This window comes from Legionella drancourtii LLAP12, assembly GCF_000162755.2.
Classification (GTDB): domain Bacteria; phylum Pseudomonadota; class Gammaproteobacteria; order Legionellales; family Legionellaceae; genus Legionella; species Legionella drancourtii.
This window is the reverse complement of the sequence record NZ_JH413847.1, coordinates 1-22,967: the sequence shown is the minus strand read 5'-3', so window position 1 is coordinate 22,967 and position 22,967 is coordinate 1. Positions and strand designations below refer to the sequence as shown.

Sequence of the window (22,967 nt, the reverse complement as noted above, 5' to 3'; positions counted from 1 at the left end):
CTCCAAAAAATTTACCAGCTGGATTTTCTTCCGCCTGGTATATTGCCAACCATTAGCTGTTGTCTTAAGCAAATTCTGCAAAGACCAAACTTACGATATACACCATGTGGACGACCACATTGCTGACACCGTTCTTTATGACGAACAGGATTTGAATTAACTGGTAGTTTTGCTAGTTTAGCCTGACTATCCATAATCACCTGAAAATCGTCAGATGATTTAATCAATTGTTTTAATTCGTTTCTGCGCTGTCTGTATTTGTCTACAAGTTTGGCACGCTTTAACTCTCGCATAAGCATTGATTTCTTAGCCACAATGTCACCCTTCTATTTTTTGTCTCTATCTTTCAATGGAAGATTAAATGCTTCTAGTAAAGCTTTAGCTTCTTCGTTTGTTTTGGCACTTGTAGTAATACAAATATCTAATCCACGAATGCCATCTGTTTTATCGTAATCAATTTCTGGGAACACGATTTGCTCATGTATACCCATACTGTAGTTACCAGTACCATCAAAAGATTTAGGATTTAGACCACGAAAATCTCTTACGCGAGGTAAAGTAACAGAAACTAATCTGTCTAAAAACTCATACATACGCTGACGACGTAGTGTTACCTTACAACCGATTGGCCAACCTTCTCTGATTTTAAAACCAGCCAAAGATTTCTTAGCCTTAGTAACAACAGGTTTTTGTCCAGCGATTAAAGTCATATCCTCAACGGCGTGATTCATTACCTTTTTATCACCAACAGCTTCACCAACACCCATATTTAGAGTAATTTTAAGTAGCTTTGGTACTTCCATAATGCTGGAATAGTTGAACCGTTTCATCATCATAGGGATGACTTCTTTCTTGTAAAAATCATTAAGTCTTGTCATTTCAATCACCTAATTAAACACGGTCAATTATTTCATTGTCAGATTTAAAGTATCTAACTTTAGTACTAACACCGTTACTCTCTATAAACTTGAAGCCAACTTTGTCCGCTTTCTTAGTAGTAGGATTATAATGAGCAACGTTTGAAACGTGTAATGGTGCCTCAAGAGTAATAATTCCGCCCTTGCCTTCAGGTTTCTGTGGGTTAGGCTTCACATGTTTCTTAATCAGGTTACCGCCTTCAACAACAACACCATTGTCTGTTACTCGTAGGACCTTACCTACATGACCTTTACTTTTACCGGCGATTATAATGACTATGTCGCCTGTTTTAATACGTTTCATATCTAATCCTTCTCACAAAACTTCTGCAGCCAGAGATATTATCTTCATAAATCTCTCTCGTAGCTCGCGAGTAACGGGGCCAAATATACGAGTACCAATTGGCTCGTTTTGGTTATTTAAAAGTACTGCTGCATTACCATCAAAACGAATCAAAGAACCATCATCTCGTCTTACGCCTTGAGCTGTTCTAACAACAACAGCTTTCATTACAGCACCTTTCTTTACTTTACTTCTTGGTATTGCATCTTTAATACTTACTTTGATGACATCACCTACACGCGCATAGCGTCTGTGAGATCCACCAAGTACTTTAATACACATTACCTTACGTGCTCCGCTGTTATCAGCCACTTCGAGCACTGTCTGCATTTGGATCATTTTTTACTCCAGCTCTGATTTCGACCAGAAAAAGGTTGCTGATTATATCAGGCCTTTTAGGGTTTTAAAAGTATATCAACAAAGTTGATTAAGAAATTACTTCGACTAATACCCAGCTTTTTGTTTTAGAGAGTGGTCTTGACTCACGGATTTTCACAGTATTGCCAATTTTACACACTTGATTCTCATCATGAGCATGAAATTTGGTTCTACGTTTCATAATTTTTCCATATTTTGGATGCTTTACTGAACGCTCAATCATCACAACTATAGTTTTATCCATTTTGTCGCTAACTACTTTTCCAACCATTGTTCTGGCGTTTGATTCATTAGTAGACATATCACTTACCTGCCTTTTCAGTCAAAATTGTTTTAACTCGTGCCACCAACTTACGCACCTTAGTAATGAGATGTGTCTTATCTAGTGAGCCACTTGCTTTTTTCATTCGTAAACTTAATTGTTCTTTACGTAATGAAAGCAATTCGTTTTGTAGTTCTTCAACTGACAAATTGCGCAATTCTTCTGTTGTTTTCATTACATCACCTTCCTTTCTTCAAAGATTACTTTGAAAGGAAGTTTTGCTTTAGCCAGATCAAAAGCTTCCATCGCAAGCTCTCTGGATACACCTTCCATTTCAAATAAAACCTTACCAGGTTGTATTTGAGCAACCCAATATTCAACGCTACCTTTACCTTTACCTTGTCGAACTTCTAAAGGTTTCTGGGTAATTGGCTTATCAGGGAATACTCTAATCCAAATTTTACCACCACGTTTGATGTGACGAGTCATTGCACGTCGAGCTGCTTCGATTTGACGAGCAGTCAAACGACCTCTTTCGAGAGCCTTCAGACCAAACTCACCAAAACTAATGTTGCTTCCACGTAAAGCCAAACCTCTGTTACGGCCTTTCATCTGTTTGCGGTATTTTGTACGCTTTGGTTGTAACATGATTCTTAATCCTCACTCACTGGGCACTGTCAGTAGATCTTTTCTTTTGTGGGAGAACTTCACCCTTAAAGATCCAGACTTTTACACCAATAATACCGTAGGTAGTTTTAGACTCTGCTGTACCGTAATCAATATCAGCTCTAAAAGTATGTAATGGAACACGACCTTCTCTGTACCATTCACTTCGAGCGATTTCAGCACCACCTAGTCGTCCACTTACACAAATTTTAATTCCTTTCGCACCAGACTTAAGAGCAGAAGTTACCGCGCGCTTCATAGCACGTCGGAACATAACACGTTGCTCCAATTGTTGTGCAATACTTTCAGCAACTAGTGTTGAATCAAGTTCAGGCTTTTTAATTTCTTCAATGTTCAAATGAACTGGAACGCCTAATTTTTTTGAAATTTCGTTACGCAAAGTTTCAATTCCGCCACCTTTTTTACCGATGATTACACCAGGTCGTGCAGTTTGAATTGTAACAACAGCGTTATTAGCAGGACGCTCAATAAGAATTTTACTTACAGCAGCACCCATAAGTTTTTTCTTAAGTTCACTACGTAGTTTAATATCTTGATTTAAGAATTCAGCATATCGTTTACCAGCAAACCACTTAGAGTTCCAATCTTTAATAATACCAAGGCGTATGCCTATAGGGTTAACTTTTTGTCCCATTGCTATTCCTCGTCAGACACTTTAATCGTGATATGGCAGGTACGCTTGCAAATTCTATTTGCACGACCTTTAGCTCTGGGACTAATACGTTTTAAAGTTGCGGCTTCATCAACGCAGACCATACCTACTTTAAGAGAATCAATATCTGCCCCATTATTGTTTTCAGCATTAGCAATGGCTGACTCCAATAGTTTAAGCATTAATTGAGCACCTTTTTTTGGTGTAAACTTGAGGACATCAAGCGCACCAGATACTTTCATATTACGTATCATATCTGCTACCAATCTGCCCTTCTGAGCGGATAAGGGAGCACCTTTTAACTTAGCTGTAACTTCCATCATATCCTCTTATTACTTGCCTTTAGCCTTTCTGTCACCAGAGTGGCCTTTGAATGTACGAGTCATGGCAAACTCACCTAATTTATGACCAACCATATTATCAGTAATGTATACGGGAATATGTTCTTTACCGTTGTGAACAGCAATTGTCAAATCAATCATTTCAGGAACGATTGTTGATCGTCGTGACCAAGTCTTAATTGGTTTTTTCGATTTTGATTCGATTGCAGCTTCAACTTTGCTGATCAAATGATGGTCAATAAATGGACCTTTTCTTATAGAACGAGCCACTTGATATCCTCTCAATAATTATTTTTTCTTACGTCTTCTGACAATAAAGCTATCAGTACGCTTATTACTTCTGGTTTTATAACCTTTAGTAGGCATACCCCAAGGTGATACTGGGTGACGTCCACCAGAAGTACGGCCTTCACCACCACCATGTGGATGGTCAACAGGGTTCATTGCCACACCACGGACTGTTGGACGAATACCTCTCCAACGTTTAGCTCCCGCTTTACCTAATGAACGTAAGCTATGTTCACTGTTGCTTACTTCACCCACTACAGCTCGGCATAAGACGTGAATTTTACGCATTTCACCAGAACGTAGTCTTAATGTTGCGTAAATGCCTTCTTTAGCAACTAATTGTCCACTAGCACCAGCACTTCTTAACATCTGAGCGCCCTTACCAGCTTTCATTTCAACACAGTGAATCGTACTACCAAGTGGTATATTTTTCAGTGGTAAGCAGTTCCCAACACTAATGGGAGCATCTGCGCCACTTACAACTGTATCACCAACTTTTAAATTTGCCGGTGCGATTATATATCTTTTTTCACCGTCTTTATAAACGATTAACGCAATTAGAGCAGTTCTGTTTGGATCATACTCAATACGCTCAACCCGTCCTTCAATACCGTCTTTAGTGCGTTTAAAGTCAATAATACGATATTGGTTACGTTGACCACCACCGATATGTCTTACAGTGATTCTACCCTGGTTATTACGTCCACCAGTTTTCTTTAGTTTTTCAACTAAAGCAGCGTGTGGTCGTCCTTTATGGATGTTTTTATGAACCACACGTAATTCGCCACGTTTTCCGGGCGATGTAGGTTTAGATTTTAATAGTGCCATCTTAATCTGCCTTATTCGGTAGCTGTAAAGTCAATATCTTGATCCGCATGAAGAGTTACAAATGCTTTTTTCCAATCACTACGCTTACCGGCTGTTTGCTTAAAGCGTTTTGCTTTTCCCTTCACATTAAGAACAGATACATTTTTAACTTTAACGTTAAATATATGCTCTACCGCCATTTTAATTTCAGTCTTAGTTGCAGTTTTTAATACTTTGAAAGTGAACTGTTTTAGCTTATCTGCTATGACAGTAGCTTTTTCAGAAGTATGAGGTTCACGTAGAACCATCAACAATCTTTCGGCATTCATTGTAACTGTTCCTCAATTTTTTTAATCGCAGCTTCTGTAACAACAACTTTCTCAAATCTGAGTAAAGAAACAGGGTCTAGAGTCGCAACGTCACAGATATCAAAGTCAATTAAGTTTCTTGATCCAAAATATTCATTCTCGCCAACTTCACTCATAACAATAAGCGCATTGTTAATTTCCAATTGACTCATTTTGCTGACAAAATCTTTAGTTTTTTTGCTTTCACATTGAAAATCACTAATGACAATCAGGTTACCAGTACGGCAAAGTTCGGAGATTATACTACGTAATGCGCGTTTGTACATTTTTTTATTAATTTTTTGTGAATAATCTCGCTTTTTAGATGCGAAGGTTACCCCACCACTCCGCCAAATCGGACTGCGGATAGTACCAGCACGCGCGCGGCCGGTACCTTTTTGGTTCCAAGGCTTTCTACCGCCACCACGAACTTCTGATCGAGTTTTCTGAGCACTATTACCACTACGAGCATTATTCATAAAGGTTACAACAGCTTGATGTATTAAACCTTCATTGTATGCATATGCGAAAACGTCTTGGTTCAGAGTTAAAGTTGTTTTGTTATCTATAGTAGTAATTTCCATCACTCACCTCGTGCTTGCTTTTTAGCTGCAGGCTTAATCTCAACTCGTGATCCAGGCGCACCAGGAATGGCACCCTTGATAAGAAGTAGATTTCTTTCAGCATCTACGCGCACAAGTTCAAGGCTCTGAACTGTACAACGAACGTTACCCATATGGCCTGCCATTTTTTTACCTTTGAACACGCGACCTGGAGTTTGGTTTTGACCAATAGAACCAGGAACACGATGCGATCTTGAGTTACCATGCGTGGCATCTTGTGTTCTAAAATTGTGACGCTTAACAGTACCAGCAAAACCTTTACCTTTTGTGGTTCCTGAAACATCGACAAACTGACCTGCTGCGAAAACATCAGCAACAGATAGTTCTTGACCTGCTTTAAACGCATCTTCTGAGTCAACCCAGAATTCAACTTGCATGTCACCTGCTTCAATTTCAGCTTTTGCAAAATGTCCAGCTTGCGCTTTATTCACCTTACTTGCTTTTTTTGTTCCGCCAGTTAACTGAATTGCAGCATAGCCATCAGCTTCCATAGTTTTAATTTGCGAAACTCTATTAGGGTGCACTTCAACAACAGATACAGGAACTGAAACTCCTTCTGCTGTGAAGACCCGAGTCATACCGATTTTACGGCCTAATAAACCGATCATCATTGTAACACCTCTTTAATATCCTTCACCCTAACATTAATCATCAAGGCTTATCTGAACATCAACCCCAGCAGCCAGATCCAATTTCATCAACGCATCTACTGTCTTTTCAGTTGGATGAACGATAACGACCAGGCGTTTATGAGTACGTAATTCATATTGATCACGAGCATCTTTATTCACATGCGGTGAAGTCAATACGGTAAATTTTTCTTTGCGAATTGGTAAAGGTATTGGTCCTCTAATTTGAGCACCAGTACGCTTTGCTGTCTCCACGATTTCTCGAGTTGATAAGTCAATCAACCGATGATCAAAGGATTTTAATCTAATTTTAATGTTTTGATTGTTACTCATTGTAATTACTCGATAATTTTAGCGACAACACCGGCGCCTACTGTACGGCCGCCTTCCCGAATTGCGAAACGTAAACCTTCATCCATCGCAATTGGAGCATGCAAATTGATAACTAATTGTACGTTATCACCAGGCATAACCATTTCAACTCCAGATGGCAGGTCGCAAGTACCTGTTACGTCTGTCGTTCTGAAGTAGAATTGTGGTCTGTATCCATTGAAGAATGGAGTATGACGTCCACCCTCTTCTTTTGATAATACGTACACTTCTGCTTCAAATTTTGTGTGTGGCTTAATTGTGCCTGGCTTCGCTAATACTTGACCACGCTCAACTTCATCACGCTTAGTTCCGCGTAACAACACACCTACGTTATCGCCAGCACGACCTTCATCCAACAACTTACGGAACATCTCAACGCCCGTACATGTTGTCTTCGTTGTATCGTGAATACCAACGATTTCAATTTCTTCACCAACTTTAACAATCCCACTCTCAACACGGCCAGTTACTACTGTTCCACGTCCAGAAATAGAGAATACGTCTTCAATTGGTAATAAGAACGCTTTGTCGATGTTACGAACAGGCTCAGGAATATATGAATCCATCGTTTCGACTAATTTCTCAATTGCTGGTACTCCGATGTCACTCGTGTCGCCTTCCAGTGCTTTTAGCGCTGAACCAACAACAATAGGAATATCGTCACCAGGGAAATCGTAACTGCTTAATAAGTCACGCACTTCCATCTCTACTAATTCTAATAGCTCAGGATCATCAACCATATCGGCTTTGTTCATGAACACAACAATATAAGGAACACCTACTTGACGTGATAACAGAATGTGTTCTCTTGTTTGTGGCATTGGGCCATCAGCTGCTGATACAACTAAGATTGCTCCGTCCATTTGCGCAGCACCGGTGATCATGTTCTTAACATAGTCAGCATGTCCTGGGCAGTCTACGTGTGCATAGTGCCTTGTAGCAGATTCATATTCTACGTGTGCTGTAGAAATAGTAATACCACGTTCTCTTTCTTCTGGCGCAGCATCAATTTGATCATACGCTTTAGCTGTTCCACCATACTTCTTCGCCATAATTGTAGTAATAGCTGCAGTTAGTGTTGTTTTACCATGGTCAACGTGACCGATTGTACCCACATTAACGTGTGGCTTTTTACGTTCAAATTTTTCCTTCGCCATTTCAATAACCTCGTTAACTTTTTATTGTTTCTTGATAATTGCTTCAGCAATGTTATTTGGAGCTTCAGCATACTTAGAAAATTCCATCGTATATGTTGCTCTTCCTTGGGTAGCAGAACGTAAATCGGTCGAATAACCAAACATCTCTGCAAGCGGTACTTCAGCTCTAACAATTTTACCCGCTGGTGAATCTTCCATACCCTGTACCAAACCACGGCGTCTGTTAAGGTCGCCCATAACATCCCCCATGTAATCTTCAGGAGTAACGACTTCTACACTCATTATTGGTTCGAGTAAAACAGGCTTAGCCTTCAATGCACCTTGTTTGAAACCCATAGAGCCAGCAATCTTAAACGCCATTTCACTAGAATCTACTTCATGGAACGAACCGTCAAACAATGTAACTTTAACGTCCACAACAGGATAACCAGCGATGACACCATTTTGCATTTGCTCTTGAATTCCTTTATCAACAGCTGGAATGTATTCTTTAGGAATAACACCACCAACAATTTCATTGATAAATTCATAACCTTTTCCAGGCTCTTGAGGCTCAAGTTTCAACCATACGTGTCCGAATTGTCCGCGTCCACCTGATTGTCTTACAAACTTACCCTCTTGTTCCACAGCTTGCTTCAGTGTTTCACGATAAGCTACTTGCGGTTTACCAACATTTGCTTCCACATTAAATTCACGTCTCATGCGGTCAACAATAATTTCTAAATGTAACTCGCCCATACCCTCAATAATGGTCTGGCCTGATTCTTCGTCAGTATGAACTCGGAATGATGGATCTTCTTGAGCTAATTTACCCAAAGCAATACCCATTTTTTCTTGGTCTGCTTTAGTTCTTGGCTCAACAGCTACGGCAATAACAGGATCTGGAAAGTCCATTCTTTCTAAAATTACCGTATTATCTAGAGCGCACAACGTATCACCAGTCATTACTGTTTTTAAGCCAACAGCAGCGGCGATGTCGCCAGCTCTAACTTCTTTAATTTCTTCACGCGAGTTAGCATGCATTTGCAGCAAACGACCAATACGTTCCTTCTTACCTTTCACAGAGTTATAGATTGTATCGCCGCTTTTAAGAACACCCGAATACGCTCTGAAATAAGTCAAAGTACCAACAAATGGGTCTGTTGCAATTTTAAATGCCAAGGCAGAGAATGGTGCATCGTAACTAGTTTTACGTGTAGTTTCATTACCATCTTCATCAATTCCTTGAATATCTGGAATATCAGTAGGCGATGGTAAATATTCAATAACGCCATCCAATACTGCTTGAACACCTTTATTTTTAAAGGCAGAACCACAGAATACAGGAACGATTCTATTAGTTACTGTTAGTTCACGCAGCGCACCTTTAATTTCTGCTTCAGAGAACTCTTCACCCTCAAGATATTTCTCCATCAGCTTTTCGCTTGCTTCTGCAGCAGCTTCAACAATCATTGCGCGATATTCTTCGCACTGTGCTTGCATCTCAGCAGGGATTTCTTTGTATTCAAAGGTCATCCCTTTGTTTTCTTCATCCCAATGAATAGCTTTCATCTTAATTAAGTCAATAACGCCTTTAAATTCTTCCTCAGCACCAATTGGCAACTGAACTACAACAGGGTTTGAACCTAACCTTTGTTTGATCTGGCTAACTACACGTAGGAAGTTTGCGCCCATTCTATCCATTTTATTAACAAATACGATGCGTGGAACGCCGTATTTGTTTGCTTGACGCCATACAGTCTCTGATTGCGGCTCAACACCGGAGACAGAGTCAAATACTACAACAGCACCATCGAGTACACGTAAAGAACGTTCTACTTCAATCATGAAATCAACGTGCCCTGGTGTATCAATGATATTAATTCGATGTGGCTCGAATTGCTTATCCATACCTGGCCAGTAACAAGTTGTCGCTGCAGAGGTAATGGTAATGCCGCGTTCCTGCTCCTGAACCATCCAGTCCATTGTTGCAGCACCGTCATGCACTTCACCAATTTTATGAGACATACCAGTATAGTACAGTACACGCTCTGTTGTTGTAGTTTTTCCTGCGTCAACGTGCGCTGCAATGCCTATGTTTCTATACAGTTTTAATGGAGTAGACACGGATTACCCTCTCTCTCTTAATTCCATCTAAAATGCGCAAACGCCTGGTTCGCTTTCGCCATTTTATGGGTGTCTTCACGTTTTTTTACTGCAGAACCCTTGCTTTCAAAAGCGTCCATCAGTTCCCCTGCTAAGCGCAGCATCATCCCTTTCTCACCACGAGTACGAGCAGCCTGAACAATCCAACGCATTCCTAAAGCAATGCTGCGATCGTGTCTAACTTCAACAGGTACCTGGTAAGTAGCTCCACCCACACGACGCGAACGAACTTCGACACTTGGGCGAACATTATTTAAAGCATCTTCAAAATAACGAAGAACTGAACCAGAACCAGTAGAACCAGATTCGCCTTCTTCTTCATCAGTTTTCTTGACCTTCTTGACGCGGTCTTCCATTACAGAAAGCGCACCATAGATAATCTTCTCAGCGGTTGACTTCTTACCACTGACCATTAATACGTTAATGAATTTTGCTAACAGTTCACTATGATGCTTAGGATCTGGCAAAATTTCTCTTTTGGGGACTTCTCTTCTTCTAGGCATTTCAATTTCCTACAATCAGTTATTTTTTATCTTTAGGTTTTTTGGTACCGTACTTAGAACGACCTTGTTTACGATCGTTAACACCTGACGTATCTAAACTACCCCTTACTGTGTGATAACGCACACCCGGTAAGTCTTTCACACGACCACCTCTAATAAGAACAACAGAGTGCTCTTGTAGGTTATGGCCTTCACCACCAATATATGATGAAACTTCGAATCCATTAGTTAAACGTACACGTGCAACCTTACGCATAGCTGAGTTAGGTTTTTTAGGTGTAGTAGTATAAACGCGTGTGCACACACCGCGTCGCTGTGGACATGACTCTAGTGCAGGTACGTTACTTTTCTTCTTTACGTCCACACGAGGCTTTCTTACTAACTGATTAATAGTAGCCATTTGTACTTAACTCCGATCTGTCTCTTGTGATTATTTCGAATGCATAAGGAGGCCGGATTCTATATAGATACGGCAGATTTGTCAAGTTTTAATCTGCCGTATTTGAATCCGTACTAGTGCTCTTGATTATCTGCGTTTAAAGCTTCACTTAACGCATGTTCAACATCACTTGCAGTAACAGTGTGCACAGTGTGCTCACCAGCTGCAGCCTTTGCTCTTTTTGCCTTACGGCTTTGATGGTAGGTATAGCCTGTTCCTGCAGGAATTAAGCGTCCAACCATCACGTTTTCTTTTAAGCCACGTAAATCATCAACCTTACCACTTACAGCAGCTTCAGTCAGAACTCTTGTTGTCTCTTGGAATGATGCTGCAGAGATAAATGATTCAGTTGCCAGAGAAGCTTTGGTAATACCTAATAATATTGGCGTACCACGTGCGACCTGTTTTCCTTCGGCGAGAAGCCTATCGTTTTCTTGTAACATAACACTTTCTTCGATTTGCTCACCGGCTAAGAATTTAGAATCACCCGCAAAAGTAATAACACGTTTACGTAGCATTTGTCTTACAATTGTTTCGATGTGTTTGTCATTAATTTTTACACCTTGTAAACGATACACATCTTGTACTTCGTTAACTATGTAATTTGCTAATGCCCCTACACCGAGTAAACGTAATATATCATGTGGGTTCAGCGCACCTTCAGCGATCATTTCACCGCGCTCAACGTGTTCCCCTTCGAACACAGATATATGACGCCATTTGGGAATCAATTCTTCATGACATTGATCTTCGGAAACGTTGATAATTAATCTTCTCTTACCCTTAGTTTCCTTACCGAAGTTTACTAATCCTGAAACTTCAGCCATAACAGCGGAATCTTTCGGTTTGCGCGCTTCAAATAAGTCAGCAACCCTTGGCAGACCCCCTGTAATATCACGTGTTTTTGAACGTTCTTGTGGAATACGTGCAATAACATCCCCAATACCAACGTGACCACCATCTTCAAAGTTAACAATCGCATCTACAGGTAGATAGTATTGAGCTGGAACGTTAGTACCGGCAAGGAAAATATCTTCGCCATCAGCCGTTACTAGCTTAACCATAGGACGTAAATCACGACCTGCTGCGCTGCTACGTTGCTTCGCATCAATAATTACGATGTTACTTAAACCAGTTAATTCATCAGTTTGCCGATTCATGGTCATGCCTTCAATTAAGTCGACAAACTTCAGATTACCGGTTACCTCAGAAATAACTGGGTGAGTATGTGGATCCCATGTTGCAATAACTTGCCCAGCTTCTACTGGTGAATTATCTTGTGCAGAAATTACCGCACCATAAGGTAATTTATAACGCTCACGTTCACGACCAAATTCATCAACAATGGTTACTTCGCCTGAACGGGATACGGCAACTAAGTTGCTGTTTTCATGAGTTACCGTTTTAATGTTGTGTAAGCGAATAACCCCTTTGGTCTTAATTTGAATATTATTAGCAGCTGTTGCTCGCGATGCCGCACCACCGATATGGAACGTACGCATGGTTAACTGTGTTCCTGGCTCCCCAATTGACTGAGCAGCAATAATGCCTACTGCTTCCCCAGTATTAACCAGGTGACCACGTGCAAGGTCACGGCCATAACACATAGCACATAATCCAAAACGAGTTTGGCATGTAATTGGTGAACGAACCAGAATTTGATCAACACCTTGTTTTTCCAGTAGCTCAACCCACTCTTCATCCAACAATGTACCCGCTGTAACAACAGGTTCAGGTTGATTTGGAATATAAACATCTGCAGCCACAACACGGCCTAATACACGCTCATGCAACGGTTCAACAATATCCCCGCCCTCAATTAAAGGTTGCATCAGTACGCCTGTATCCACGCCGCAATCTGTTTCAGTGATCACAACATCTTGAGCAACGTCCACAAGGCGACGTGTTAAGTATCCTGAGTTCGCTGTTTTTAATGCAGTATCCGCTAGACCTTTACGTGCTCCGTGAGTCGAAATAAAGTATTGGAATACATTCAATCCTTCGCGGAAGTTCGCCGTAATTGGTGTCTCGATAATAGAGCCATCAGGTGCTGCCATTAATCCACGCATACCCGCCAGCTGTCTAATTTGCGCTGCGGAACCCCGCGCACCCGAATCAGCCATCATAAAGATTGGGTTAAATGATTCTTGTCGTGTGTGGTTTCCACGTGCATCAATCACTGCTTCAGTTGCAATTTTTGTCATCATCGATTTAGCAACTAATTCGTTTGTTCTTGACCAAATATCGATTACTTTATTGTAACGCTCGCCGTTAGTTACTAAACCAGAACGGAACTGGGATTCGATTTCGCGAACTTCGTTATCCGCATGATCAATAATGCTGGCTTTATCATCAGGAATTTCCATATCTTCAATACCAATGGATACCCCTGAACGTGTTGCATATTTAAAGCCGGTATACATCAACTTGTCAGCAAAAATAACCGTTTCTTTTAAACCGAAGGTTCTGTAACAGCCGTCAATAACTTTAGAAATTACCTTTTTAGTCATCGTGCGGTTAATGGTCGCAAAAGGCATTCCTTTAGGTAACACCTCGGCAAGAATTGCACGTCCTACCGTAGTTTCAACCAAGTGATAACCTTCTTCGTCACCTTCTTTAGGCATACGGATTTTAATTTTTGCATGAATATCTAGATGACCTGATTCATAAAAATTCTGCGCTTCTTGAGCACTAACAAATATTTTACCTTCACCTAAAGCATTCACTTTTTCACGAGTCAAATAATACAATCCAAGGACCACGTCCTGGCTAGGAACTATAATAGGTTCCCCGCTTGCTGGTGATAGAATATTGTTGGTAGACATCATTAATGAACGGGCTTCTAACTGAGCTTCTAAAGTTAATGGCACATGAACAGCCATTTGGTCGCCGTCGAAGTCAGCATTATATGCCGTACAAACTAATGGGTGAAGCTGAATCGCCTTGCCTTCAATAAGCACAGGCTCAAATGCCTGGATACCTAGTCTATGTAATGTTGGGGCACGGTTTAATAAAATTGGATGCTCACGAATTACATCATCGAGAATATCCCAAACTACCGACTCTTCACGCTCGACCATTTTTTTAGCGGCTTTAATTGTGGTAGCCAGTCCTCTAAATTCTAATTTGCTGAAGATAAAGGGCTTAAATAACTCAAGCGCCATTTTTTTAGGTAATCCACACTGATGTAATTTCAATGTTGGGCCGACAACAATTACCGAACGACCAGAATAGTCAACACGCTTACCTAAAAGGTTTTGTCGGAAACGCCCCTGCTTACCTTTAATCATGTCAGCTAATGACTTAAGCGGACGCTTATTAGTACCAGTGATCGCACGACCACGACGGCCGTTATCCAATAACGCATCAACCGATTCTTGCAACATCCGTTTTTCGTTACGCACAATAATATCGGGCGCATTCAAATCAAGCAAACGCTTCAGACGGTTGTTTCGATTAATAACGCGACGGTATAAATCGTTAAGATCAGATGTAGCAAACCGCCCACCATCTAGAGGGACTAAGGGTCTTAAGTCGGGAGGAAGAACAGGTAACACGTCCATGATCATCCACTCAGGCTTATTACCTGATTCGTAGAATGCTTCTAATAATTTTAAGCGCTTGGTAATCTTCTTAATTTTTGTTTCAGAGCTAGTAGTTGGTAACTCTTCACGCAAATTTCTAATTTCATCTTCTAAATTAACTTGACGCAATAAATCGCGGATAGCCTCAGCTCCCATACGGGCATCAAATTCATCACCATATTGCTCCATTGCATCAAGATAAACTTCATCATTCAGCAATTGGCCACGCTCTAATTCGGTCATGCCAGGATCGACAACTACGAAAGCTTCAAAATAAAGAACGCGTTCAATATCTCTTAAAGTCATATCGAGCAATAAACCGATTCGTGAAGGCAGTGATTTTAGGAACCAGATATGAGCTACCGGACTAGCAAGTTCGATGTGTCCCATCCGCTCACGTCGCACTTTAGCTAAAGCCAGCTCAACACCACACTTTTCGCAAATAACACCACGGTGTTTTAGTCGTTTGTACTTACCACATAAGCACTCATAATCTTTTACTGGACCAAACGTTTTAGCACAGAACAAGCCATCTCGTTCTGGTTTAAAAGTACGGTAATTAATGGTTTCTGGTTTCTTTACTTCGCCGTAAGACCAGGAACGAATCAACTCAGGTGAAGCCAACGCAATCTTAATTGCGTCAAATTCTTCGCTTTGCCCCTGTTGCTTGAGGATGCCAAGCAAGTCACTCATAACAGGAGCTTTTCTCATTGGTTCATTCATTAGATCGTCGTTTAGAGTACTCAAGTCTATGTCTCCAAAAATTGGTTAATCAGTATGTATCGCTGCACAGTTAATCGTGATCTAATTCGATATCAATTCCCAAGGCACGAATTTCTTTCAATAATACATTGAACGATTCAGGCATTCCTGGGTCCATACGATGATCGCCATCGACTATATTTTTATAGATCTTTGTTCTACCACCAACGTCATCTGATTTCACAGTCAACATTTCTTGTAATGTATATGCCGCACCATATGCTTCAAGTGCCCATACTTCCATTTCTCCGAAACGCTGTCCTCCAAACTGCGCCTTACCACCTAGTGGTTGTTGTGTTACTAAGCTGTATGAGCCAGTTGAACGAGCATGCATCTTATCGTCAACTAAGTGATTGAGTTTTAACATATACATGTAACCCACTGTCACTTTATTATCAAATTTGCTGCCTGTTCGACCATCAATCAAAGTAGTTTTGCCATCAGAAGACAAACCAGCTAACTGCAGCATGCTTTTAATTTCTTCTTCCGAAGCACCATCAAACACAGGTGTTGCCATAGGTACACCAGCACGTAGATTGTCTGCTAGTCTGAATAATTCATCGTCATTTAGGCAGTCAAGATTAACTCGCTGTACACCATCATGATTATAAATTTTGGTCAAGAACGATTTTATTTCAGTAGCAGTTTGCTTGGTATCAAGCATCGCTGCAATCTTATGCCCTAAACCTTTAGCGGCTAAACCTAAGTGGGTTTCTAGTACCTGACCGATGTTCATACGTGAAGGTACCCCAAGTGGATTCAGTACGATATCTACAGATGTACCATCTTCCATATGTGGCATGTCTTCAACTGGAACAACAATGGATATAACCCCTTTGTTACCATGTCGACCGGCCATTTTATCACCAGGCTGGATTCGTCGCTTAACAGCAAGGTATACTTTAACAATTTTCAATACGCCAGGCGCTAAGTCATCACCTTGAATGATTTTTTTGCGGCTGTCGTTAAAGCGTTTTTCCATTTCTTTAGAAAGCATTTCTAACTGCTTTGAAAGCTGCTCTAATTGTTGGCTCAATGCATCATTATCTAAACGAATATCAAACCATCTTTGTCGTTCAACTTTATCCAAATAGTCTTGAGTTACCGTAGAACCTGGTTTCAAATTTGCCGGTCCACCAGTAGCTACTTTGTCTAAAAGAAGGGTGGCTACACGATGATAAATATCTTCTTCGCGAATTCTACGTTCGTCGACTAAGTCTTTACGAACACGAGCAAGATGCTCCTCTTCAATGCTTTTTGCACGCGCGTCTTTATCCAAGCCATCACGAGTAAATACTTGCACGTCAATCACTGTACCATTCATTCCTGAGGGAACACGCAGTGAAGAATCTTTAACATCAGAGGCTTTTTCACCGAAAATTGCCCGTAACAATTTTTCTTCAGGCGTAAGCTGAGTTTCACCTTTAGGTGTCACTTTACCTACAAGAATATCGCCCGCATTAACTTCAGCACCTATATAGACAACACCAGACTCATCCAAATTTGATAAGGCAGATTCACCCACATTAGGAATATCTGAGGTGATTTCCTCAGTGCCTAATTTAGTATCACGCGCAATACAGGTTAGCTCTTCAATATGAATCGTTGTAAATCGATCTTCTTGAACAATACGTTCGGAAATAAGAATCGAGTCCTCGAAATTGTAACCATTCCAAGGCATGAATGCGACTAATAAGTTTTGACCGAGCGCTAATTCACCCATATCAGTACATGGACCATCCGCTAAGACATCTCCTCGCTGAATCTTATCTCCTGTGCTAACAATGGGTCTTTGATTAATACAGGTATCTTGGTTTGAACGGAAGTATTTAGTTAAATTGTAAATATCAACTCCAGTCTCACCAGCAGTCGTTTCATCATCATTAACACGAACCACAATACGCGATGCATCAACTAAGTCAATTACCCCGCCACGCTTGGCAACAACAGAAACTCCAGAGTCAGAAGCAACTATACGCTCCATTCCAGTTCCAACCAATGGCTTTTCAGAGCGCAAAGTTGGTACTGCCTGACGTTGCATGTTTGACCCCATCAATGCACGGTTCGCGTCATCATGCTCTAAGAATGGAATCAATGAGGCGGCTACAGAGACAATCTGCTTCGGCGATACATCCATGTAGTTAATTTTGTCTGGAGTTGTCAATGAAAATTCATTTTGATGACGACAAGGGACAAGATCTGCAAGAATATTTCCGTCTTCATCAAGAGCAACACTTGATTGTGCAATATATTGATCAACTTCTTCAATAGCAGATAGATATTCAATATCATCGGTTACGCGGCCATCAATTACTTTGCGACACGGTGTTTCAATAAAGCCATAATCATTAGTTCGAGCATAAACAGATAATGAATTAATCAAGCCAATGTTCGGACCCTCAGGTGTTTCAATTGGGCAAACACGACCGTAGTGCGTTGTATGTACGTCACGGACTTCAAATCCTGCTCGCTCACGCGTCAAACCACCTGGGCCTAATGCAGATACTCTTCGTTTATGGGTAACTCCTGAGAGTGGATTTACCTGGTCCATAAACTGAGATAACTGACTTGAACCAAAGAATTCTTTAATTGCTGCGGATACAGGCTTCGCATTAATTAAATCTTGTGGCATTAAATTATCTGATTCAGCCAAGCTCAAACGCTCTTTGACAGCACGCTCAACACGAACAAGACCTACGCGGAATTGGTTTTCAGTCATTTCACCAACGCTACGTACACGACGGTTTCCTAGATGGTCAATATCATCAACCATACCGATACCATTTCTAATCTCGATTAATGTTTTAATAACAGACATAATGTCTTCTTTAGTCAATGTACCCGGACCATCATCATTTTTTCTACCAACACGACGGTTGAATTTCATTCTACCTACAGCAGATAAATCATAACGCTCATCCACAAAAAATAGATTTTTAAATAATGCTTCTGCTGCTTCTTTGGTTGGCGGCTCGCCTGGACGCATCATACGGTAGATCTCTACCAATGCCTCTAACTGACTTGAAGTAGGATCAATTTTGATCGTGTCAGAAATATATGAGCCATGATCTAAATCATTGGTATAGATCATGTCAAATTCATGGATACCGTGAGATGCCATAGTATCTAACAACTCATCAGTTACTTCGTCATTAGCTTGCGCAACTATTTCGCCAGTCAAGGTATCAATAATATTTTTAGCTAATGTTTTACCAATTAAATAATCTCGAGGGACGACAAGATCTTGCATTTGGCTTTTTTCCATTTGCTTAATATGTCGTGCGGTTACTCTTCGGCCTTGCTCAACGATTAACTCACCTGTTTCTGGAACAAGAATATCAAACGATGCAATTTCACCTCTTAAGCGTTGAGGAATTAAATCGATATGATACTCACCATTTTTAAGGTGACAGCTAGTTATCTCAAAAAATTCGCTGAGAATGTTTTCAGTTTCGTATCCTAAAGCTCTTAATAGAATACTTACAGGTAATTTACGTCTTCTATCAATTCGCACATACACGCAATCTTTAGGATCGAATTCAAAATCTAACCAAGATCCGCGATAAGGAATAATACGTGCAGAATAAAGAAGTTTACCTGATGAATGAGTTTTGCCTTTATCATGTTCAAATATAACACCAGGAGAGCGATGCAACTGTGATACAACTACACGTTCAGTACCATTCACTACGAATGTACCTACATCAGTCATTAAGGGTATTTCCCCCATGAACACATCTTGCTCTCTAATATCTTTTATTGGTTTAGGCTCTTCGCTTGCATCCTTATCAAGAACAACAAGTCTTATTTTAACCCTAAGTGGCGCAGAATAAGTTAAACCACGTAACTTGCATTCACGAACATCGAATGCTGGCTCGCCCAGCTTGTACCCAACATATTCAAGTCTTGCATTGCCAGAAAAGCTTTCGATAGGGAACACAGAAGAAAACGCGGCATGTAATCCGGTATTAAAGTGTTCGCTTAATTTGCTATCGGCCTGAAGAAAATCTCTATAAGATTTAAGTTGAATTTCAAGCAGATTTGGTATTGCCATTTTATCGGCCTGCTTACCAAAGCTTTTGCGAAATCGTTTTTTCTCAGCATGTGAATATTGAGGTTTAGCTTCTGCAACGGCCATGGTGGTTCCTCTGTAAATTATTGATGACTTCAAACACGTAAACCCAGCCATGAAAACATGGCTGGGTTCTATCTCACTAAAACAACTTTATTATTTAACTTCTACTGAAGCACCAGCTTCTTCAAGTTCTTTTTTGACACTAGCAGCTTCGTCTTTAGACACGCCTTCTTTAATTGTTGAAGGAGCACCTTCGACTAGGTCTTTAGCTTCTTTCAAGCCAAGACCAGTCAGACCACGAACTGCTTTAATTACGTTAACTTTGTTAGCGCCAAAACTAGTCATAATAACGTTAAATTCAGTTTGCTCTTCAACAGCAGCGGCAGCAGCAGCTGGAGCAACAACTGCAACAGCAGCAGCGGCAGCAGAAACATTGAATTTCTCTTCCATTGCTTCGATTAGTTCTACAACTTCCATAACAGACATGTTTGATATGGTTTCTAAAATTTCATTTTTTGACACAGCCATTACTAGCTCCTGATTTAAAAAAATTAATTAATGATTAAAGGGGATTTAACCTGCTTTTTTATCTTTTACTGCGGCTATAGTTCTCACTAATTTAGCGTGAGGTTCAGCAAGAGTTCTGACAAATTTCTCAACAGGCGCTTTCATCACATACATCAACTTAGCTATTGCCTCATCCTTAGTTGGTAAGCTGGCAACCACATCAAGCTGATTTGCTTGATATATTTTTCCGCCTACGGATAATGCTTTAACTTCAAGTTTGTCAAATGTTTTTGTGAATTCTTTAAGCAGTCTTGCAGCATCACTTGGTGCTTCCAGTGATAAAGCAATGAATAACGGGCCGACAAGCAAGTCATTCAAGCACTCAAACTCAGTGTTTTTAAATGCTCTTCGTGTTAAAGTATTTCTTACTACTCGAAGATAAACACCGGCTTTACGTGCTTCACTGCGTAATTGCGTCATTTGATTTACAGTTAAACCACGATAATCAGCAACAACTGCCGAAATAGCTTTAGAGGCAACTTCAGTCACTTCTTCAACTACAGCTTTTTTTGCAGCTAAATTTAATGTCACGTTACTGACCTCCTAATGTATACAAATCTCAAGGATTTGCCAGTTATGGTGGCCGTCTCTTTTAAATGGAGCCGGTTCACCGTCTGCGCAGGAAATTAAGCGTTAGCACCTGCGGTCTTCGACGGCATGGAACCAAATCTATGCCGTGAATTCTTAAAAATGGGTAAGTATTTTACACGGGTAAAGATGAAATATCAATAGCCAATCCAGGCCCCATTGTTGTCGATAAAGAAATCTTTTTCAAGTATTGACCTTTTGAAGCAGATGGTTTTGCTTTCTTAAGATCGCTAACTAAAGCAACAATATTTTCAATTACATCTTCAGCGGCAAAATCAACTTTACCAACTGTACAGTGAATAATACCATTTTTATCTGTTCGGTAACGAACTTGGCCTGACTTAGCATCTTTAACAGCGGCCTCAACATTTGTTGTTACAGTACCAACTTTAGGGTTTGGCATTAAACCTCTTGGGCCTAATATTTGGCCTAATTGACCAACGATGCGCATTGCATCTGGAGTTGCAATGACTACATCGAAATCCATAGTGCCTGCTTTAATCTTATCAGCCAAATCTTCAAAACCTACAATATCTGCGCCCGCGTCTTTTGCTTTAGTAGCATTGTCGCCCTGAGCAAATACAGCAACACGCACTACTTTACCAGTACCTTTAGGCAGGTTAGTAGATGAACGTACGACTTGATCCGATTTACGTGGGTCCACACCCAAGTTAACACTAATGTCTAAACTTTCACGAAATTTAGTTGATGCAAATTGCTTTAATAAGTTAATTGCTTCACTAGCATTGTATAAATGATTAGGCTTAATTGCTTCTAAAATCATTTTTTGTTTCTTAGTAACTTTTGACATGGCAACCCCCTTATTCTAAACCTTCAACGTCAATACCCATGCTACGCGCTGTTCCGGCAATACTTCTAACCGCGGCGGCCAAATCGGCTGCAGTTAAGTCAGGTTTTTTCAGCGTTGCAATTTCTTCAAGTTGGCTGACGTGAAGTTTAGCCACTTTCTTAGTATTGGGTGTACCACTACCACTTTGAATCCCGGCAGCTTTCTTCAGCAGAACTGATGCTGGTGGAGTCTTAGTAATAAATGTAAAGCTACGATCACTATATACAGTAATTACGACAGGTATTGGTAAACCTTGCTCTAACTGTTGTGTAGCAGCGTTGAATGCTTTACAAAACTCCATGATGTTCACACCACGTTGACCTAATGCAGGACCAACTGGAGGACTTGGGTTTGCTTTACCCGCTGGAATTTGTAACTTAATGTATGCTTCGACTTTTTTTGCCATGTTTACTCCTTATGGGTCAAACACTAGTTTTTAGCGACCGCATAATGACAGTCTGACTTAAGTGCTAGCTCCCCAGTTTTACAAAAAAACCTGGACCAGGTCTATATCGCAGCTTAAATACACTGCAATACAGGATACTAGTCTAGGCGCTTTAACAAATTATGTTTTTTCTACTTGGCTAAATTCAAGTTCAACAGGTGTAGAACGTCCAAAAATTAGAACCGCTACTCTTAGCCTGTTTTTCTCGTAGTTAACTTCTTCAACAACACCATTAAAGTCAACAAAGGGACCCTCTTTAACGCGGATAACTTCACCGGGTTCAAAGAGAACTTTAGGTCTTGGTTTGGTAACTCCATCTTCAACACGTTGCATAATGGCACGTGCCTCTTTATCAGTAATTGGCGTAGGTGTTTGGCTGGTACCACCAATAAAACCTAATACACGAGGTATCGCTCTAATCATATGCCATGTTTGATCATCCATAACCATATTGACTAAAACATAGCCAGGAAAGAATTTGCGTGTACTTTTACGTTTTTGTCCAGAACGCATTTCGACAACTTCTTCTGAAGGAACGACAACTTCACCAATCTTATCTTGTAAATTGTGGTGTACTGCGCGTGAAGTTATCTCGCGCATAACAAAATTCTCATAACCTGAATAGGCATGTACGACATACCATTGCTTTGATTTCTGCTCTTCCACCGAACTCACCCTAAATGCGTTATTTTAGCAATTGCCCACATCATCATTGAATCTATACCCCAAAGTATAAATCCCGTTAATGTAACCATGACAATAACGATAGTTGTTGTTTGGATTGTTTCTTGGCGCGTTGGCCAAACGACTTTCAACAACTCAATTTTTGATTCTTGAGCAAATTGATAAACTTGTTTACCTGTTGTTGTTAGGTAAGCAAATGATAAAGATAACAAGAACCATCCAAGCCATATTATTGACTGGACAGAACCTGAAAAAGTGTAATAATAGGTGCAAAAGAAGGCGCCAGCAGTTAAAAGAACTACGGCTAACCAAGATAATATATCTTTTGTTTTATTTTGACTTTCGTTTGAACTTTTCATATTCACTTGTAGTTGGCAGGCCAGGAGGGAATCGAACCCCCAACCTGCGGTTTTGGAGACCGCCACTCTGCCAATTGAGCTACTGGCCTAAATTTAACTTGCCATGAGCCAATTATGGCTCATGACAACATTTCTTACCCGTCTTACTCGATGATTTTCGCAA

At 40.5% G+C, this 22,967-nt stretch carries 27 protein-coding genes and 1 tRNA gene; all 28 read right to left on the bottom strand.

Annotation, left to right across the window (positions count from 1 at the left end):
- Positions 1-11 precede the first annotated feature (11 nt).
- On the bottom strand, positions 12-314 hold the full coding sequence (gene rpsN / locus LDG_RS14860; RefSeq protein WP_006872245.1) for a 30S ribosomal protein S14: 303 nt from the start codon (positions 312-314) through the stop codon (positions 12-14).
- Positions 315-326: 12 nt separating this feature from the next.
- Positions 327-878 (bottom strand): 50S ribosomal protein L5, encoded by a 552-nt coding sequence (rplE, locus tag LDG_RS14855; RefSeq protein WP_006872244.1) that lies wholly within the window; start codon positions 876-878, stop codon positions 327-329.
- 13 nt (positions 879-891) lie between these two features.
- Positions 892-1,221 carry a 50S ribosomal protein L24 gene (rplX, locus tag LDG_RS14850; protein WP_040536157.1) on the bottom strand — a complete coding sequence of 110 codons (330 nt, stop codon included), beginning with the start codon at positions 1,219-1,221 and terminating at the stop codon, positions 892-894.
- Positions 1,222-1,233: 12 nt separating this feature from the next.
- Positions 1,234-1,599 (bottom strand): 50S ribosomal protein L14, encoded by a 366-nt coding sequence (gene rplN, locus LDG_RS14845; RefSeq protein WP_006872243.1) that lies wholly within the window; start codon positions 1,597-1,599, stop codon positions 1,234-1,236.
- 88 nt (positions 1,600-1,687) lie between these two features.
- The gene (rpsQ, locus tag LDG_RS14840) at positions 1,688-1,939 is read right to left on the bottom strand and encodes a 30S ribosomal protein S17 (RefSeq protein WP_006872242.1); all 252 of its coding nucleotides are present in this window, start codon (positions 1,937-1,939) and stop codon (positions 1,688-1,690) included.
- 1 nt (position 1,940) lies between these two features.
- Positions 1,941-2,135: a 50S ribosomal protein L29 gene (rpmC, locus tag LDG_RS14835; protein WP_006872241.1), complete on the bottom strand. Its 195-nt coding sequence runs from the start codon at positions 2,133-2,135 to the stop codon at positions 1,941-1,943.
- On the bottom strand, positions 2,135-2,548 hold the full coding sequence (gene rplP, locus LDG_RS14830) for a 50S ribosomal protein L16 (RefSeq protein WP_003633085.1): 414 nt from the start codon (positions 2,546-2,548) through the stop codon (positions 2,135-2,137). Before rplP ends, rpmC begins: the two co-directional genes overlap by 1 nt.
- A 16-nt stretch (positions 2,549-2,564) precedes the next feature.
- Positions 2,565-3,221 carry a 30S ribosomal protein S3 gene (gene rpsC, locus LDG_RS14825; RefSeq protein WP_006872240.1) on the bottom strand — a complete coding sequence of 219 codons (657 nt, stop codon included), beginning with the start codon at positions 3,219-3,221 and terminating at the stop codon, positions 2,565-2,567.
- A 2-nt stretch (positions 3,222-3,223) separates the two neighbouring features.
- Complete coding sequence (gene rplV / locus LDG_RS14820) at positions 3,224-3,559, bottom strand: 50S ribosomal protein L22 (protein WP_006872239.1); 336 nt, start codon at positions 3,557-3,559, stop codon at positions 3,224-3,226.
- Between the two features lie 12 nt (positions 3,560-3,571).
- Positions 3,572-3,850, bottom strand: coding sequence for a 30S ribosomal protein S19 (gene rpsS, locus LDG_RS14815; RefSeq protein ID WP_006872238.1), 279 nt, complete (start codon positions 3,848-3,850; stop codon positions 3,572-3,574).
- Between the two features lie 18 nt (positions 3,851-3,868).
- On the bottom strand, positions 3,869-4,696 hold the full coding sequence (gene rplB, locus LDG_RS14810) for a 50S ribosomal protein L2 (protein WP_006872237.1): 828 nt from the start codon (positions 4,694-4,696) through the stop codon (positions 3,869-3,871).
- Positions 4,697-4,707: 11 nt separating this feature from the next.
- A complete protein-coding gene (gene rplW, locus LDG_RS14805) occupies positions 4,708-5,004 on the bottom strand; it encodes a 50S ribosomal protein L23 (RefSeq protein ID WP_006872236.1) in 297 nt (98 codons plus the stop codon).
- Positions 5,001-5,606 carry a 50S ribosomal protein L4 gene (gene rplD / locus LDG_RS14800; RefSeq protein WP_006872235.1) on the bottom strand — a complete coding sequence of 202 codons (606 nt, stop codon included), beginning with the start codon at positions 5,604-5,606 and terminating at the stop codon, positions 5,001-5,003. The genes rplW and rplD overlap by 4 nt, the downstream gene beginning before the upstream one ends.
- Positions 5,606-6,256 (bottom strand): 50S ribosomal protein L3, encoded by a 651-nt coding sequence (rplC, locus tag LDG_RS14795; RefSeq protein ID WP_006872234.1) that lies wholly within the window; start codon positions 6,254-6,256, stop codon positions 5,606-5,608. Before rplC ends, rplD begins: the two co-directional genes overlap by 1 nt.
- 33 nt (positions 6,257-6,289) lie before the next feature.
- Positions 6,290-6,607, bottom strand: coding sequence for a 30S ribosomal protein S10 (rpsJ, locus tag LDG_RS14790; protein ID WP_006872233.1), 318 nt, complete (start codon positions 6,605-6,607; stop codon positions 6,290-6,292).
- Positions 6,608-6,612: 5 nt separating this feature from the next.
- A complete protein-coding gene (gene tuf / locus LDG_RS14785) occupies positions 6,613-7,803 on the bottom strand; it encodes an elongation factor Tu (RefSeq protein WP_006872232.1) in 1,191 nt (396 codons plus the stop codon).
- A 21-nt stretch (positions 7,804-7,824) separates the two neighbouring features.
- Positions 7,825-9,909: an elongation factor G gene (fusA, locus tag LDG_RS14780; protein ID WP_006872231.1), complete on the bottom strand. Its 2,085-nt coding sequence runs from the start codon at positions 9,907-9,909 to the stop codon at positions 7,825-7,827.
- A gap of 17 nt (positions 9,910-9,926) precedes the next feature.
- Entirely contained in the window at positions 9,927-10,451 is a 525-nt protein-coding gene (gene rpsG, locus LDG_RS14775) for a 30S ribosomal protein S7 (protein ID WP_006872230.1), read from the bottom strand.
- 19 nt (positions 10,452-10,470) lie between these two features.
- Positions 10,471-10,851 carry a 30S ribosomal protein S12 gene (rpsL, locus tag LDG_RS14770; protein ID WP_010654837.1) on the bottom strand — a complete coding sequence of 127 codons (381 nt, stop codon included), beginning with the start codon at positions 10,849-10,851 and terminating at the stop codon, positions 10,471-10,473.
- A gap of 113 nt (positions 10,852-10,964) precedes the next feature.
- On the bottom strand, positions 10,965-15,167 hold the full coding sequence (gene rpoC / locus LDG_RS14765; protein ID WP_040536280.1) for a DNA-directed RNA polymerase subunit beta': 4,203 nt from the start codon (positions 15,165-15,167) through the stop codon (positions 10,965-10,967).
- A 100-nt stretch (positions 15,168-15,267) separates the two neighbouring features.
- A complete protein-coding gene (rpoB, locus tag LDG_RS14760; RefSeq protein ID WP_006872227.1) occupies positions 15,268-19,374 on the bottom strand; it encodes a DNA-directed RNA polymerase subunit beta in 4,107 nt (1,368 codons plus the stop codon).
- A 90-nt stretch (positions 19,375-19,464) separates the two neighbouring features.
- Positions 19,465-19,839: a 50S ribosomal protein L7/L12 gene (gene rplL / locus LDG_RS14755; RefSeq protein WP_006872226.1), complete on the bottom strand. Its 375-nt coding sequence runs from the start codon at positions 19,837-19,839 to the stop codon at positions 19,465-19,467.
- A gap of 45 nt (positions 19,840-19,884) precedes the next feature.
- A complete protein-coding gene (gene rplJ / locus LDG_RS14750) occupies positions 19,885-20,409 on the bottom strand; it encodes a 50S ribosomal protein L10 (protein WP_006872225.1) in 525 nt (174 codons plus the stop codon).
- A 172-nt stretch (positions 20,410-20,581) separates the two neighbouring features.
- The gene (rplA, locus tag LDG_RS14745; RefSeq protein ID WP_006872224.1) at positions 20,582-21,277 is read right to left on the bottom strand and encodes a 50S ribosomal protein L1; all 696 of its coding nucleotides are present in this window, start codon (positions 21,275-21,277) and stop codon (positions 20,582-20,584) included.
- A 10-nt stretch (positions 21,278-21,287) separates the two neighbouring features.
- Positions 21,288-21,722, bottom strand: coding sequence for a 50S ribosomal protein L11 (gene rplK, locus LDG_RS14740; RefSeq protein WP_006872223.1), 435 nt, complete (start codon positions 21,720-21,722; stop codon positions 21,288-21,290).
- A gap of 159 nt (positions 21,723-21,881) precedes the next feature.
- Positions 21,882-22,427, bottom strand: a complete 546-nt coding sequence (nusG, locus tag LDG_RS14735) for a transcription termination/antitermination protein NusG (protein WP_006872222.1) — start codon at positions 22,425-22,427, stop codon at positions 21,882-21,884.
- A gap of 5 nt (positions 22,428-22,432) precedes the next feature.
- Positions 22,433-22,804, bottom strand: coding sequence for a preprotein translocase subunit SecE (gene secE, locus LDG_RS14730; protein WP_040536153.1), 372 nt, complete (start codon positions 22,802-22,804; stop codon positions 22,433-22,435).
- 13 nt (positions 22,805-22,817) lie between these two features.
- Positions 22,818-22,893, bottom strand: a tRNA-Trp gene (locus tag LDG_RS14725).
- Positions 22,894-22,967 lie beyond the last annotated feature (74 nt).